Source organism: Flavobacterium sp. CBA20B-1 (assembly GCF_028473145.1).
GTDB lineage: Bacteria > Bacteroidota > Bacteroidia > Flavobacteriales > Flavobacteriaceae > Flavobacterium.
Map to the genome: position 1 here is coordinate 2,526,064 of NZ_CP092370.1, position 16,538 is coordinate 2,542,601.

Below are 16,538 nucleotides of genomic sequence, written 5' to 3' on the forward strand. Positions count from 1 at the left end.
TTAAAATGTATTTAGATAGATTTTATTTCGATAAAACATAGATGTGTATTACCAAAGGTAATCAATCTATGAGACTTATAAAATAGCGCTAACTATGAATCTGGCTGGTTTGAAAAGTTTAAATGAGATATATGTAAAAATACTATCTTTGCATTTATGAACGAGCATTTAAACCCAAGCAACGAAAATTATTCCAACGAAGAAATCGATGTAGAAAAAAAACTGCGTCCGCTCTCGTTTGATGATTTTGCAGGTCAAGATCAGGTATTAGAAAATTTAAAAGTGTTTGTAAAGGCAGCCAATTTACGTGGCGAAGCTTTAGACCACACCTTGTTTCACGGACCTCCAGGTTTGGGAAAAACAACTTTGTCTAATATTTTGGCAAACGAATTAAATGTAGGCATTAAAATCACCTCTGGCCCTGTGTTGGATAAACCAGGCGATTTAGCTGGTTTGTTGACCAATTTGGAAGAACGTGATATTTTGTTTATCGATGAAATTCACCGTTTAAGTCCTGTGGTTGAAGAATATCTGTATTCGGCAATGGAAGATTTTAAGATTGATATTATGATCGAATCGGGGCCAAATGCACGTTCGGTTCAAATCAACTTGAATCCTTTTACATTGGTTGGGGCAACTACACGTTCTGGGTTGTTAACAGCACCAATGCGTGCACGTTTCGGAATTCAAAGTCGTTTGCAGTATTATAACATCGAATTATTGTCAACTATTGTAGAACGAAGTGCGACTATTCTTAAAGTGCCTATTGATATGGAAGCGGCTATTGAAATTGCGGGTCGAAGCCGAGGAACACCACGTATTGCCAATGCGTTGTTACGACGAGTTCGCGATTTTGCTCAGATTAAAGGCAACGGACGTATCGATATCGAGATTTCGCGTTTTGCATTGAAAGCTTTGAATGTAGATCAATACGGATTAGACGAAATGGACAACAAAATTTTATCAACCATTATTGATAAATTCAAAGGTGGTCCGGTTGGATTATCCACATTGGCAACAGCCGTTTCAGAAAATGCCGAGACCATTGAAGAAGTCTATGAACCCTTTCTTATTCAGGAAGGATTTATATACCGCACGCCGCGCGGACGTGAAGTAACCGAAAAAGCGTATAAACATTTAGGAAAACAAAATCTGGGCAAGCAAGGCGGTTTGTTTAACGATCATGAATAAATCTTAGTTATTTTTTGTTTTTTAACCACAATTGAAAGTATATTTATTTACAGATTTATTAGCAGCACTAGAAACAGTAAATACAAAATCTATGTTGTAAAAAAACGAATAATTATTTATCTGTGCATCTGTGGAAAATAGGTAGCTCATGACTAACAAAGAAAAATATACACAGTTTATAAAACAGAAAGCCCTCGATTTGGGCTTTTCTTATTGTGGAATTTCACAAGCTACTTTTTTAGAAGAAGAAGCACCGCGTTTAGAAAGTTGGTTAAAAAACAATATGAACGGCGAAATGAAGTACATGGAAAATCATTTTGATAAACGGTTAGATCCACGACTTTTGGTTCCCGGTGCTAAATCGGTTGTGTCTTTATTGCTGAATTATTTTCCTGCCGAACAACAAAATCCCAATTCCTACAAAATCTCCAAATATGCCTATGGCGAAGATTATCATTTTGTGATAAAAGATAAATTGAAAGATTTATTGCATTATATTAACGATGAAATAGGCGAAGTCGATGGACGTGTTTTTGTAGATTCAGCTCCGGTGTTAGATAAAGCTTGGGCAGCAAAAAGCGGCTTGGGTTGGGTTGGCAAAAACAACAATTTAATAAGAAAAACCGAGGGATCGTTCTTTTTTGTAGCCGAATTGATTATTGATTTAGAATTGCAATACGATACCGCCACCACCAATCATTGCGGTTCGTGTACAGCTTGTATCGATGCCTGCCCCACACAAGCCATAGAATCGCCTTATATTGTGAACGGTAGCAAATGTATTTCGTATTTAACGATTGAATTAAAAGATGCCATTCCTGATGAATTTTCCGGCAAGTTAGACGATTGGATGTATGGTTGCGATGTGTGCCAAGATGTTTGTCCGTGGAACCGTTTTGCAAAACCGAATACCGAACCCCTTTTTAAACCAAAACCTACCTTGATTGATTACGACAAACAGCAATGGAACGATTTAACCAACGAAATATTCAACGAAATCTTTAAAAAATCGCCCGTAAAACGTACGAAGTTTTCTGGATTGATGCGGAATATTGAGTTTTTGAATCATTAAATATTTATAAAAATACATCGCATTTTTATGTTATTTTAACATAAAAATTTTGCAGATATTATTATTATTATTATTATTATCGCATCATGTTTAACATAAAAATTAAAAAAAACATAAAAAAATTATTTTTTAGTGCAATGGCTTGTGTAGCCTTTGTAGGGAGCAGTTTTGCTTCTAATGAGATTGTTGTTGATTTTTTGAAAAAAAAATGATGACAAGATTGAGCAAGCAATAGTTACATGTTGGTGGAGAACGGTTTATCATCATTCGGATGGTTCTAAAACATATGGCCCTTGGATAAAAGGAGAATGTTACGATTCAATTAATCAAAACGGAGACAGACTATTAATACCTATAAGAATGGGGCAATTAGTTAGATAGATCTACTATAAAAATTTAAACAGTCTAAGCCTTATTTTAGACTGTTTAACAATTTATATCTATGAAAAAAATTATTAACATATTTTTGATTTTATTTTCATTAAACTATTCAGCTGCTGCACAAACCACAACTTTTAAAAACAAAGTTACATACAAGCAAACATTGAATTTAGGTAATGGAAATTGGGATGTTTCGTATGATCTATATTTTAACAAAGACATTTCATTATACCAGCAAGTTTATGGTAAAAAAGACCGTGAGGTAACACATTTGGAAGATGGCACGATATCTATAACAGAATTTGCTACAGAAAAAACAGCTAATTATTATTTTTCATATCTAAATTCTACAAAAATTCTTTTTGGCGAACAAATAGCTTATGATTATTATCATTTTGAAGAAGATGTGCCCGAAATTAAATGGAAACTGATTAACGAAACAAAAAAAATAGGCGGTTTTACCTGTAAAAAAGCAACAGGGAAATTTAGAGGAAGAAATTATACCGCTTGGTACACCGAAGAAATACCAGTAAATGCAGGGCCATGGAAATTAAAAGGTTTAACCGGTTTAATTTTAGAAGTTGCAGATGATAAAGGGGTGTATAAAGCGCAAGCCATAAACATAAGTTTAGGTAAAGATATTGATTTAAGTAAAAAAGTATCTAAAATTGTTTTTCAAAATAAACGCCTTGAAATAGACCAATATACTAAGAAAAAAAAATCAGAGCAAAGTGAGAGATTAAACTACATAAATTCAAAATTACAACCTGGTGAACCTTTGTATAGAATGGAAGACCAAACTAAACCCGTTTTTATTGAATTGTTTTAAAATCAGTATCTTGAGAAACCTACTAATATTATTAATAGTATTGCTTTTTTGCAATACTATTTTTGCTCAAAGCATTACCGGTGTTGTAAATAATGAACACGGCACTACATTGGGTAACGCAAGCATTATTATAAAAGATGCCGAAAACAAAACCGTTGCTTACCAATTTACCAAAGCCAACGGTAGTTTTAGTTTTACCAATTTAGAAGCCAAAGAATACACTTTGCAATGCAATGCATTGGGTTACGAAAAACAGCTTTTAAACTTTGATTTATCAACAGAAAAAAATAAAGAGTTAACCATAACGCTACAAGAGAAAGACGAAGAACTCCAGGAAATTGTTATAGACATTCCCACGCCCATAAAACAAAAAAACGACACGGTTACTTTTAACGTAAAATCGTTTTTAGACGGTACCGAATACACCGTGGAAGATTTGTTGAAAAAACTACCCGGCATACAAGTTACCGAAAACGGCACGGTAAAAGTGGGCAACCAAGAAATTGAAAAAATAATGGTAGAGGGCGACGATTTTTTTGAAAAAGGCTATAAGATCCTTTCTAAAAACATGCCTGTAAAACCCTTGAAAGAAGTAGAACTTTTAAAAAACTATTCAAACAACAAACATTTAAAAGGCATTGAAAATAGCGATAAAGTTGCCTTAAATCTAAAATTAGAAGACGATGCCAAACGCCAATGGTTTGGTAATATTGATGCGGGTTACGGAGTGGTTTCAGAAAACCGTTACACAGTGCGAAGCAACCTAATGAACTTTGGCAAAAAAAACAAATACTATTTTTTAACCAACTTAAACAATCTGGGGTATGATGCCACAGGCAACATTAGTCATTTAATTCGTTCATCAAACGATTATGTGGTGGGCGATAATCAGCAAGCACAACAGTTTTTAAGTTTAGCACCGTCAACTGCAGCTTTGCGTGACGACCGAACCAATTTTAACAATGCAGAAATGCTTTCATTAAATAGTATTTTTACACTCACCAACAAAACAAAATTAAAAGCAATAGCCTTTTTAAACACCAATGAACAAAATTTTTACCGAAACAGTTACGATCAGTTTTCAGACGGCACAACAACCTTTACAAACACCGAAGATTATTATATGCGCCAACGAAAACTGTCGGCATTTGGTAAGATAGATCTTACACATGATTTTTCTAAAAAAGCCACCCTCGAAATTACTTCGCGTTTTAATTACGCAGATAACAAAGACCGCAGCAATATTAATTTCAACGGAAATAATTTGGAAGAATGTTTAGCAACAACAACCAATTTTTTCGATTCTAAAATAGTGTACACCACCAAACCAACCGAAAAAAAAGTTTGGATTATTGCGGGAAGGTTCATTAACGAAGAAACGCCGCAAAACTATAATGTGAACCAGTTTGTTTACCAAGATTTGTTTAACACTAATGCCAACGTCGTAAAGCAAAAAGCAGCCAATAACATGAATTTCTATGGTTTTGAGGCTAAATATTTAAACCGAAAAGCCAACGGTCATTTGTTTGAATTAACTACAGGAGCCGAATTGCGAAACGATGATTTAAACACGCGTTTTTATTTAATTGATAATGAAACAGATTCATTGCCAAGTGGTTTTCAAAACAATTTGCAATTTCAAAACCATTCCTATTACACCAATGCAAGTTATTCGTATCAAATAACCTCGAATTTCAGGATGGTTCCATCGGCAAAAATCAATTTCATCAACCAAAAAATCGTTGAAAACAATAGTTATAAAAAATATAGTCCGCTTTTATTTTCCCCAGCATTAAACCTTAATTGGGAAATAAATGCAAAAAACAAACTGCAAGCATCATACAGTTACAATTGGCAAACCAGCAGTTTGCTTGATATTTATCCAAATTATATTCATTCTGGCTTTAGAAATTTTTCGGTAGGTTATAAAGATTTTACCCAATTTGCAAACCAAAATGCTAATTTAATGTACACTTTTGGAAATTGGAGCGATCGGTTTTTTATGTCGGCAATGACAGGTTATAGTTTTTCAGATCAATATTTTTCAAGCAGATCCATACTATCGCAAAACTATTCTGTTTCAGAACCTGTGGTATTGAATAATCGTGAAATGATTTACTTTAACATAAATGCCGATTATTATTTCAAAAAGATTAAATCAAACTTTAAATTTACATTTGGAGGAAACACTTCCAACTATCAAAATTTTGTAAACGAATCGGATATTCGCAATATCACGTCCACAACTATAAATTACGGTCTAGAAGTGCGTTCTGGATTCAACGGAGTTTTTAATTATCATATAGGCACCAAATGGGATTACAATCAATTTAAAACCACTTCCGTTTTTGATTATACCAACAATAGAACATTTTTAAACCTAAACTTTAGATTTTCAAAAAAACTATACACCACTTTGCATAACGAACGCTACTATTTTGGCAATTTATCGCAAAACAAGAAAGATTTCTATTTCTCTGATTTAAACATAGATTATCAATTGAGTGAAAAAATTCGATTAGGGTTCACGCTAAATAATATTTTCAACACCGACACTTTTGTTTCGTACAGCCTTTCTGACATCAGTGTTTCTGAAACAAGTTATAAGTTAATACCCCGATTTGCTCTTTTAAAAGCAGAATACAGGTTTTAAAAGGATTTCTATTAATAATCGTTTTTCTTAAAAAAACTTTTTTTCTTTTCTTAAATTCATTCTGCCTTACTATATTTGTTACTTATCAAAAAACAAAATCATGCACAAAGATTCAAAAAGAAGAGAAGCTTTATTATATCACGCTAAACCAAAACCCGGTAAAATTGCCGTAGTGCCTACAAAAGCAACTAGTACACAACGTGATTTGGCATTGGCCTACTCACCAGGTGTTGCAGAACCTTGTTTAGAAATCGAAAAAAATCCTGAAAATGCGTATAAATACACTGCAAAAGGCAACTTAGTAGCGGTAATTAGTAACGGAACCGCTGTTTTAGGTTTGGGCGATATTGGCGCGCAAGCTTCAAAACCGGTAATGGAAGGAAAAGGTTTGTTGTTTAAAATTTTTGCCGACATCGATGTGTTTGATATCGAAGTAGATACTAAAAACGTTGACGAATTTGTAAATATTGTAAAAGCATTAGAGCCTACTTTCGGAGGCATTAACTTAGAAGACATCAAAGCGCCGGAATGTTTTGAAATTGAACGCCGTTTAAAAGAAGAAATGAATATCCCTGTGATGCACGATGACCAACACGGTACTGCCATCATTTCGGGTGCGGCATTAATCAATGCCTGCGAACTGCAAAATAAACAGATCAAAGATGTGAAAATTGTGGTAAATGGTGCCGGTGCTGCTGCCATTTCATGTACACAAATGTATATCTCGGTTGGCGCTTTAAAAGAAAACATTGTCATGCTAGACAGTAAAGGTGTTATTCGTACCGATCGTGAAAACTTAGATCCGTCTAAAGCTGCTTGGGCAACCAATCGCGACATTCACACGCTGGAAGATGCCATGAAAGATGCCGATGTGTTTATTGGTTTATCAGCTGCAAATGTGGTAACACCAGAAATGCTAAAAACAATGGCAGCCAACCCAATTGTATTGGCAATGGCAAATCCAAATCCTGAAATTGCTTACGAATTGGCAATGGCAACGCGCGATGATATTATCATGGGTACGGGACGTTCTGATTTTCCTAACCAAGTGAACAATGTTTTAGGTTTTCCATTTATTTTCCGTGGGGCGCTAGATGTGCGTGCTACAAAAATCAACGAGGAAATGAAATTGGCTGCCGTTTATGCTTTGGCAAAATTGGCAAAAGAATCGGTGCCTGAGCAAGTTAATATTGCCTATGGCGAACGCAAATTAAGTTTTGGAAAAGATTATATCATCCCAAAACCATTTGACCCGCGTTTAATGACCGAAATTCCACCAGCTGTGGCAAAAGCAGCAATGGAATCGGGTGTGGCTACAGAATCGATTACTAATTGGGAAGCATACCGCGATGAATTATCAGACCGTATGGGATCCGACAATAAATTGGTGCGTATGCTGATGAATCGTGCAAAAATGAACCCTAAAAAAGTGGTTTATACCGAAGCCGATCAATTAAATGTTTTAAAAGCAGCACAAATTGCTTACGAAGAAGGAATTGCAATTCCTATTTTGTTAGGAAATAAAGATGTGATTTTAGAATTAAAAGAGGAAATTGGTTTTGATGCCGATGTACTGATTATTGACCCTAAAATCAACGAAGAAAGCGAGCGAAGAAAACGATATACAGAGTTCTTTTGGAAGTCGAGAGAACGCAGAGGAATTACAAAAATTGATGCAGAAAAGCTCATGCGCGACCGCAGCTATTTTGCATCGATGATGGTGTTGCAAGGCGAAGCCGATGCTATGCTAACGGGCTATTCAAGAAGTTATCCGTCTGCCTTAAAACCGGTTTTAGATTTAATTCCTCGTGTAAGTGGTGTGTCAAAAGTGGCATCGACCAATTTAATGCTTACGCGCCGAGGCCCAATGTTTTTGGCTGATACTGCTGTAAACCCCAATCCAACTTCCGAAGAAATTGCTAAAATTGCATTAATGACCAACCACACTGTGAAAATGTTTGGATTGGATCCGGTAGTGGCAATGATTTCGTATGGAAACTTTGGTTCGTCAAAAGAAGAAACACCAAGAAAAATGCGTAAAGCGGTTGAAATGTTGCATGAAATTTATCCGGAAATGGTGGTTGATGGCGAAATTCAAATCGATTTTGCACTGAATCAAGAAATGTTAAAAGACAAGTTTCCGTTTTCAAAATTAGTCGGTAAAAAGGTAAATACATTGGTTTTTCCAAATTTAGATACGGCAAATACCACCTATAAAATGCTAAAAGAATTAAACGGAGCCACATCCATCGGCCCTATTTTGTTAGGGTTGGATGCGCCTGTGCATGTGTTTCAATTGGGTGCTAGCGTAGATGAAATGGTGAATATGACTGCTGTGGCGGTGATTGATGCCCAACAAAAAAGTTTAAAGAAAAAAAGTGTGTAAACGCTTAAAAGTAAACCAAATTGCACAAAACGTATTATATTAATTAAATTTTCTATTTTTGATGAAAATTAAATGATAAGAAATGATTGCGTTTTTAAAAGGCAGATTGGTTGAAAAAACTCCTACAGATATTATTATAGATTGCAACGGAATTGGCTATCAAGTTCATATTTCGTTGCATTCTTATTCTTTAATAAATGATGCCGAGGCCATTCAGATATATACATACCTGCAAATCAAAGAAGATGCGCATATTTTGTATGGATTTATGGATAAGGTAGAACGCGAGCTTTTTAAGTTATTGCTTTCGGTTTCAGGGATTGGTGGCAACACCGCTCGAAACATGCTTTCATATGTGGCTCCAAAAGATTTAATCCAAGCAATTGCTTCAAACGATGTGAAAACCATACAATCTATCAAAGGAATTGGCTTAAAAACCGCCCAACGCGTTATCATTGATCTACAAGAAAAAGTACAAAAATTATATGGTTTAGAAGATTTATCTGCACCTTTAAACAATACAAATGCAGAAGAAGCGTTATCTGCATTAGAAGTACTTGGGTTTGTTCGAAAAGCTACCGAAAAAGTAGTAAAAAACATCGTGCAGCAAAATCCAGAAGTTACTGTAGAACAAATTATCAAATCAGCATTAAAAAGTTTGTAAGATTTTGAAAACATCTTCACGTTTATATATTCTTTTAAAGTATTTTTTTCTTATTATCTTATTGGGTAATGCTTCACCTGTTTTTGCACAAATCGAAGAAAACGAAGAAGATAAAGTAGTAATTCGCGGAGCTATTACTTTGAAAGATGTAGATTCTATAATGAAAATGTATACCTACGACCCAGTTTCAGACAGGTATATGTACACCGTTACCAACAACGATTTCAATTTAGAATATCCCATGGTGCTAACCCGCAAACAATATGAAGATATTTTGCTGAAAGCTGCCATGCGCGAGTTTTACGCAAAACGGATTGCAGCAGGTCAAGACCGCTTAAGCGAAGAAGAAAAGAAAGATTTATTGCCGGGATATTATGTGAACTCTAAATTATTTGAAACAATTTTTGGAGGAAATACCATCGATGTGAAACCAAGTGGTTCGGTAGAATTAGACTTGGGTCTGCGCTATTCCAAACAAGACAATCCCATTATTTCCCCTAGAAACCGCCGCACATTTGCGTTAGATTTTAACCAGCGAATCAGTTTAAGTTTACAAGGAAAAGTAGGAACCCGCTTAAACACCGATATTAACTTCAATAATCAAGCAACCTTAGACTTTCAAAGGCAAATGATGAAGTTGAACTACGAACCCGATGAAGACGCTATTTTGCAAGGCTTAGAAGTGGGGAACGTAAGCATGCCGGTAAACAATTCATTGGTGCGTGGTGCGCAGAATTTATTTGGTGTGAAAACCAAATTACAGTTTGGTAGAACCACTTTAACGGGTGTTTTCTCTAGACAAACTTCCGAACGAAAAACCATTGTGGCAGAAGGTGGCGGTACTGTTCAAAATTTTGAAATGTTTGCTTTGGATTATGAACAAAACCGCAACTTTTTCCTTTCGCAATACTTTAGATATCAATACGATAAAGCATTAATAAATTATCCGTATATAAACAGCCGTGTGCGCATTACCCGTTTAGAAGTGTGGGTAACCAACCGGCAAAACCGTGTGGCGCAGACAAATAACAACATGCGAAACATCATTGCTTTGCAAGATTTAGGGGAAGCTCGATTAAGCAATGCTGCAACCGATCGTATTGTGGGGATTGATGTAACGGCAAACCCAACTTTTTTTGGAACTTCTCAAGTCGATGCACCTGTTGATAACGGCAATAACCAATTCAATCCCGAAGCAATTGGCACAAACTTTTTAAACGCGGGCATTCGTGAAATAAACACAGCCCAAAGTGGATTTAATATTCAAGTTACCGAAGGGCGCGATTATGCCAAGTTAGAAAACGCCCGCAAATTATCCGAAAATGAATATAAATTCCATCCACAATTAGGATACATCACCTTGCAGCAACCTTTGAACAATGACGAAGTGCTTGGTGTGGCTTTTGAATATACCATTGGCGGAAAAGTGTATAAAGTGGGTGAATTTGGTACCGATGGCGTAGATGCTACGGTGGTTGGTCAAGATGCCAATAACCAAGACATTCCAACCACTCAAAGTTTAATTGTGAAAATGCTGAAGAGTACGTTGGCGTCGGTAAACGAACCGGTTTGGGATTTGATGATGAAAAATATCTATCAAGTGCCCAACACACGTTATTTAGAACGCGATGGTTTTCGCTTGAACATTATGTACACCGACCCGCAACCGCTCAACTATATTTCTCCTGTTTCGGGTACTACTTTGCCCCAAGGTGTTGCAGATACTCCTTTGTTAAATGTTTTTAACTTAGACCGATTAAATGCTACAAATGATCCGCAAAACGGTGGTGATGGTTGGTTCGATTATATTGCTACCAATCCAACAAGCAATCCGGCAAACAGTAACAATCCAAACCAAGGCGGCGGATATAATAACAACAGCGGGCAACTTCAAAACATGAACAAGTTTGAAGGAATCACCATCGACGAAGAAGGGGGAAGGGTCATTTTTACCACTGTTGAACCATTTGGAGAACATTTATTCAACAAACTAGCAACCGATCCATCCGAAAACTATGATGTGGATGCCAGCTATAACCCCAACCAAAAGAAATACGTGTATAAAAACATGTATCGAAGCACGTATGTAAAAGCCTTACAAGACAGTGAAAAGAATAAGTTTCAGTTAAAAGGTAAAGCAACAAGTTCCTCAGGCGATGGAATTCCTATTCCTGGATTTAATATTGCACCAGGTTCTGTTACGGTTACCGCTGGTGGAAGAATGTTGGTAGAAGGGGTAGATTATACCGTAGATTACCAACGCGGAATGGTTCAAATACAAGATCCGGGGCTTAGAGAAAGCAACACACCGATTGAAATTTCTGTAGAAGAAAATTCTATGTTCAACCAAACTCGTCGTTCGTTTTTTGGTGTGCATGTTGATCATCAGGTAAATGATAAATTAATTTTAGGCGCTACCTATTTGCGTTTAACGGAACAGCCTTTAACGGTGAAATCAAACTTTGGAGAAGAATCGGTAAACAATACTATTTATGGATTTAACGCCAATTATACAACCGATTTGCCTTTCTTGACCCGCTGGGTGAATAAATTGCCAAATATTGATACCGATGTGATGTCGAGTTTAACATTTAGAGGCGAATTTGCATATTTGAAACCTGGGGCATCGCGTTTAGATCAAGTAAATGGGGAAGCAACTTCTTATATTGAAAATTTTGAAGGAACACAAAGTAATATCGATGTGTTGAATCCAACAATGTGGTTTATGTCTTCGGTTCCTGTTGGCTATGGTGAAAATTTCACCGACTTGCAATCTGGGTTCCGCAGAGCAAAAATGTCGTGGTACACAGTAGATCAAATTTTTTATAATCCGTATCGACGTCCTGATAACATATCTGATGCCATGTTGTCGTCCAACAGAACACGCCGTGTTAATAAAGAAGAGCTGTTCCCAACAATGGATATAGCCAATGGAGAGTTGCTTACTGTGAATCCACTGAATTTAACCTACTATCCAAGAGAACGAGGGCCTTATAACTTCAATCCGCAATATTTAGCAAATAACCAGTTGCCTAATCCAAGTCAAAACTGGGCAGGGATTATGCGTTCCATTGCTTCGACCAATTTTGAACAGGCAAACGTAGAGTATATTGAATTTTGGATGATGGATCCTTATACCGGAAATGCGGGCGATACAGCAGATGCAGCAAATACAGGGAAATTATTCTTTAACTTGGGATACATTTCTGAGGATATTTTGCAAGACGGAATGAAGCAATACGAAAACGGATTGCCTTCTCCCGCAAACAACACACCTACGATTAGTTCTATTTGGGGTAAAGTACCTGCTTCTACTGCTTTGATTTATGCATTCGATTCAGACCCTGCTAATCGCGCTTTTCAAGATGTTGGTTTAGACGGATTAAACGATGAAGAAGAAAAGGCTAAGTTTACACAATTTGCAGGTATGGCCGATCCTGCAGCTGATAATTATGAGTTTTTCTTAACTGCCCAAGGTGATATTATTTCGCGCTATAAAAACTATAACGGTTTGCAAGGAAATACACCTATACAATTCACTGACACCAACCGCGGAAACAGCAATTTGCCCGATGTGGAAGATATTGATAATGACAACACCATGAATACGATTAATGCGTATTATCAATATGAGGTAAATGTTACGCCAAACCCAATAATTGGCCAGAACTATGTGGTGGATGTGCGAACAACTACCGAAAAGTTTTTAAACGGAAACACCACTCCTGTGAAATGGGTACAATACAAAGTGCCCATTATTGCAAGCCAAGATTATGCCGTAGGAGCTATTTCTGATTTACAATCGGTGCGTTTTATGCGTATGTTCCTAACAGGATTTACCGATGAAGTAACCTTGCGTTTTGGAACGTTGAATTTGGTTCGAAGCGATTGGCGAAGATATACAGAAAGTTTGGTGGAAGATCCAAATATTGTGGTTCAGGGAACAAATACAGGTTTCGATGTAACTACTTTGAATATTTTAAACAACTATTCGCGTACACCAATTCCTTATGTATTGCCACCGGGAATTATTCGTGAACAAATCAATCAAAACAACAGTATCATCAACCAAAATGAACAAGCATTGTCATTGCGTGTGTACAAAGCAAATGCAACCACCACACCAAATGGTTTAGAACCTGGAGACTCGCGTGCTGTATTTAAGAATGTTGGAAATATCGATATGCGTCAGTATAAAAAGCTACGCATGTTTTTACATGCCGAAGCCACAGAAGCACAAACAGATATCACCCGATTGAAAGATGATGAAATGGTTGCATTTATCCGTTTTGGAAATGATTTTACCAATAACTTTTATCAAGTAGAAATACCGTTAAAAGTAACCGAATGGGGAGCGTCTATGGCAGAAGAAGTTTGGCCGCTTGCCAATGAAATTGAATTGCAGTTAGAGCTGCTCACCAAATTAAAATTGATGCGCAACCGCGACAACAACCAAGATCCTAATTTTATTTATTTTAAAAACGAAGACGAGTTAGCTCCGGAATTGGCATCAAAAATCAATAAATTGCGTATTGGTGTAAAAGGAAATCCAAACTTTGGAATGTTGCGAACCATTATGATTGGTATTCGAAACAATACCAATGTGCTGTATGAAAACAGCATTGAACAGCCAAGAGATTTGCGAGGAGAAGTTTGGTTCAATGAACTTCGTATGTCTGATATGACCAACAAAGGTGGATGGGCTGCTGTGGCTACAGTTGATGCTAAAATTGCCGATTTTGCAGCTGTAACCGCATCGGTAAACAAACAAACTATTGGCTTTGGTGCATTGGAACAAGGACCACAAGAACGCAGCAGGGAAGATATTTTTCAGTACAATGTAACTACTGCAGTGAATGCCCACCAAGTATTGCCAAAAAAATGGAATTTAAACATACCTTTTAGCTATTCGGTTTCCGAAGAAAAGATCACACCAGAATACGATCCAAACGATCCGGATATTCGCTTAGAAACTAAAATGGATGATGCCCAGTCTGCAGAAGAACGCAAACTGATTAAAGACCGCGCAATTGAATATACCAAACGCACCAGTATTAATTTTATTGGTGTAAACAAACAACGTGGACAAAATCAAAAACAGCATTTTTACGATGTGGAAAACTTAACGCTTTCCCATTCATTCAATGAAGTGCAACAACACAATTTTGAAATAGACCGTTTGTTAGATCAGCAAGCACGTTCGTCTTTAGTATATGCTTATTCCTTCAAGCCATGGAATATTGAACCGTTCAAAAAAGCAGAAAATTTCAAGAAAAGCAAATATTTTAAATTGTTAAGCGATTTCAATATAAATTTATTGCCAACCAACGTAACATTCAAGTCGGATGTGTTAAGACAATACAACCAACAAAAATACAGAATGATCGATGTAGAAGGTATTGAAATTCAACCCTTGTACCGAAGAAATTATTTCTTTAATTACAACTATGGTGTTAGTTTTAACCTTACCAAAAGTTTAGTGGTTAATTACACTGCTTCCAACAACAATGTGGTGCGAAATTATATGGATGTCAACCGCAATGTGGATAACTCATTAGATATTTGGGACGGTTATTTTGATCCGGGTACGCCAAACTTGCGCATGCAAACTTTTGATGTGAATTATAAATTGCCTTTTGATAAAATTCCGTTTTTATCATTCATCAACGCAGATTATACATACAAAGGCGATTACAGCTGGCAACGTGCTACTGATGCTTTTTCAAGCATTGATTACAACGGTGTGAATTATGATTTGGGGAATACCATTCAAAATGCCAATTCCCACAATTTAACCACCACTTTGAGCATGGAAACTCTATATAAATCTGTAGGTTTAGTGTCAAGTAAATCAAAAAAGAAAACACCACAAGCTTTAACCCAAAAACCAAAACCGGGTGAAAAAGTAGAACGCAATAAAGAATTAACCGAAAAAGAGAAAAAAGAACAAGAAGAAAATGGTTCGGCAGCATTAGATGCATTGATAAATGTTGCAACAATGGTTAAAAATGTTCAAGTAGGTTATAATGAATCAAACGGTACGGTGCTTCCGGGATATTTAGGCGGTTTAGGTTTCTTTGGAACAGCACGCCCAACACTTGGGTATGTTTTTGGTTCACAAGAAGATGTGCGCTATGATGCTGCTCGAAAAGGTTGGTTGACATATTATCCAGAGTTCAACCAAGAGTTTAGTCGTATGCACACTGAACGATTGACTTTCTCAGCCGAATTGAAACCTGTTCAAGATTTATTGATTACTTTAAAAGCCAATAAAGATTATAGCTACAATATGTCGGAGCAATACGATTTAGAAAACGGTGTTTACAACTCGCGTTCGCCTTATGAATTTGGAATGTATCGCACATCAAATATCATGATTGGAACAGCTTTTGGCAGAAGCGATGTAAATGGATCGGCTGTTTTTGAGCAATTCAAAGCAAACCGTATCACAGTTGCAAACCGTTTGGCTGCCGCACGAGGCATTGATTTGTCGGATCCTGCAAATATCGACCAATATGGTTATCCAGTAGGTTATAGCCGCACCAATCAAGAAGTATTGATTCCTTCGTTCTTAGCTGCATATTCGGGCAGCGATATTTCGAAGCAAGGAAATGGATTTATGCGTAATATTCCGCTGCCAAACTGGTCGTTGCGCTATACAGGATTAGCAAAATTGGGGTGGTTTAAAAAGAGTTTGAATCGATTGACTATTAACCATAACTATATTTCAGATTATTCTGTAAACAATTTCCAAACCAATTACGAGTTTTTAGAAAATCCGAATGCCTTAAATGCAGGTGGAAACTTTCCGGCAAGAAACGTGGTGAGCAATATCACAATGATGGAAAGTTTTAGCCCACTAGTTGGTATTGATGTATCAACAAAATCAAACATAGATTTTGGTTTTAAGATAAATAAAGACCGTTTGCTTTCCATGAGTTTTGATAACAATTTGCTAACGGAAGTGCAAGGGAATGAGTTCAGCGTAAAATTAGGTTTTATCATTAAAGATGTAGGTTTCACCACAAACTTTGAAGGTGTTGCCAACGGTGGAAGAATTGTTAGTGATTTACGAATTACAAGCGAATTTTCTTGGCGAAGAAACGAAACCATTATTCGCTATTTAGATTATACCAACAACCAAATAGGGGCAGGGCAGGATATGACGAATATCAGGTTGAACGCAGAGTACGATTTAAGTAAAAATTTTAGAATGATTTTTTATTACGAACACATGATGCAAAAAGCAGTTGTTTCAACCATGTTTCCAATCACCAATATACGTTCGGGCTTTACCTTGCGATATAATTTTGGAAATTAAACCCTAAAAATTTTTCAATTCTTAATAATGTTATACATTTG

The 16,538-nt window shown here is 36.4% G+C and carries 7 protein-coding genes; all 7 read left to right on the plus strand.

From position 1 onward, the window contains the following. Positions 1 to 156 precede the first annotated feature (156 nt). The gene (gene ruvB / locus MG290_RS12375; protein WP_264561578.1) at positions 157 to 1,191 is read left to right on the plus strand and encodes a Holliday junction branch migration DNA helicase RuvB; all 1,035 of its coding nucleotides are present in this window, start codon (positions 157 to 159) and stop codon (positions 1,189 to 1,191) included. Positions 1,192 to 1,339: 148 nt separating this feature from the next. Next, positions 1,340 to 2,263: a tRNA epoxyqueuosine(34) reductase QueG gene (queG, locus tag MG290_RS12380; protein WP_264561579.1), complete on the plus strand. Its 924-nt coding sequence runs from the start codon at positions 1,340 to 1,342 to the stop codon at positions 2,261 to 2,263. A 442-nt stretch (positions 2,264 to 2,705) separates the two neighbouring features. Further along, the gene (locus MG290_RS12385) at positions 2,706 to 3,473 is read left to right on the plus strand and encodes a GLPGLI family protein (protein ID WP_264561580.1); all 768 of its coding nucleotides are present in this window, start codon (positions 2,706 to 2,708) and stop codon (positions 3,471 to 3,473) included. Positions 3,474 to 3,483: 10 nt separating this feature from the next. Next, entirely contained in the window at positions 3,484 to 6,126 is a 2,643-nt protein-coding gene (locus MG290_RS12390; RefSeq protein WP_264561581.1) for a carboxypeptidase-like regulatory domain-containing protein, read from the plus strand. A 100-nt stretch (positions 6,127 to 6,226) separates the two neighbouring features. Beyond that, on the plus strand, positions 6,227 to 8,512 hold the full coding sequence (locus MG290_RS12395; protein ID WP_264561582.1) for an NADP-dependent malic enzyme: 2,286 nt from the start codon (positions 6,227 to 6,229) through the stop codon (positions 8,510 to 8,512). A gap of 82 nt (positions 8,513 to 8,594) precedes the next feature. After that, positions 8,595 to 9,176, plus strand: a complete 582-nt coding sequence (ruvA, locus tag MG290_RS12400; RefSeq protein ID WP_264561583.1) for a Holliday junction branch migration protein RuvA — start codon at positions 8,595 to 8,597, stop codon at positions 9,174 to 9,176. A gap of 4 nt (positions 9,177 to 9,180) precedes the next feature. Beyond that, on the plus strand, positions 9,181 to 16,497 hold the full coding sequence (sov, locus tag MG290_RS12405; protein WP_264561584.1) for a T9SS outer membrane translocon Sov/SprA: 7,317 nt from the start codon (positions 9,181 to 9,183) through the stop codon (positions 16,495 to 16,497). The last annotated feature ends 41 nt before the right edge of the window (positions 16,498 to 16,538 follow it).

Excerpts from the sequence above, each read along its gene's own strand:
- ruvB (WP_264561578.1), top strand. The coding sequence starts at position 157 with ATGAACGAGCATTTAAACCCAAGCAACGAAAATTATTCCAACGAAGAA.
- MG290_RS12395 (WP_264561582.1), top strand. The coding sequence starts at position 6,227 with ATGCACAAAGATTCAAAAAGAAGAGAAGCTTTATTATATCACGCTAAA.
- MG290_RS12385 (WP_264561580.1), top strand. The coding sequence starts at position 2,706 with ATGAAAAAAATTATTAACATATTTTTGATTTTATTTTCATTAAACTAT.
- ruvA (WP_264561583.1), top strand. The coding sequence starts at position 8,595 with ATGATTGCGTTTTTAAAAGGCAGATTGGTTGAAAAAACTCCTACAGAT.
- queG (WP_264561579.1), top strand. The coding sequence starts at position 1,340 with ATGACTAACAAAGAAAAATATACACAGTTTATAAAACAGAAAGCCCTC.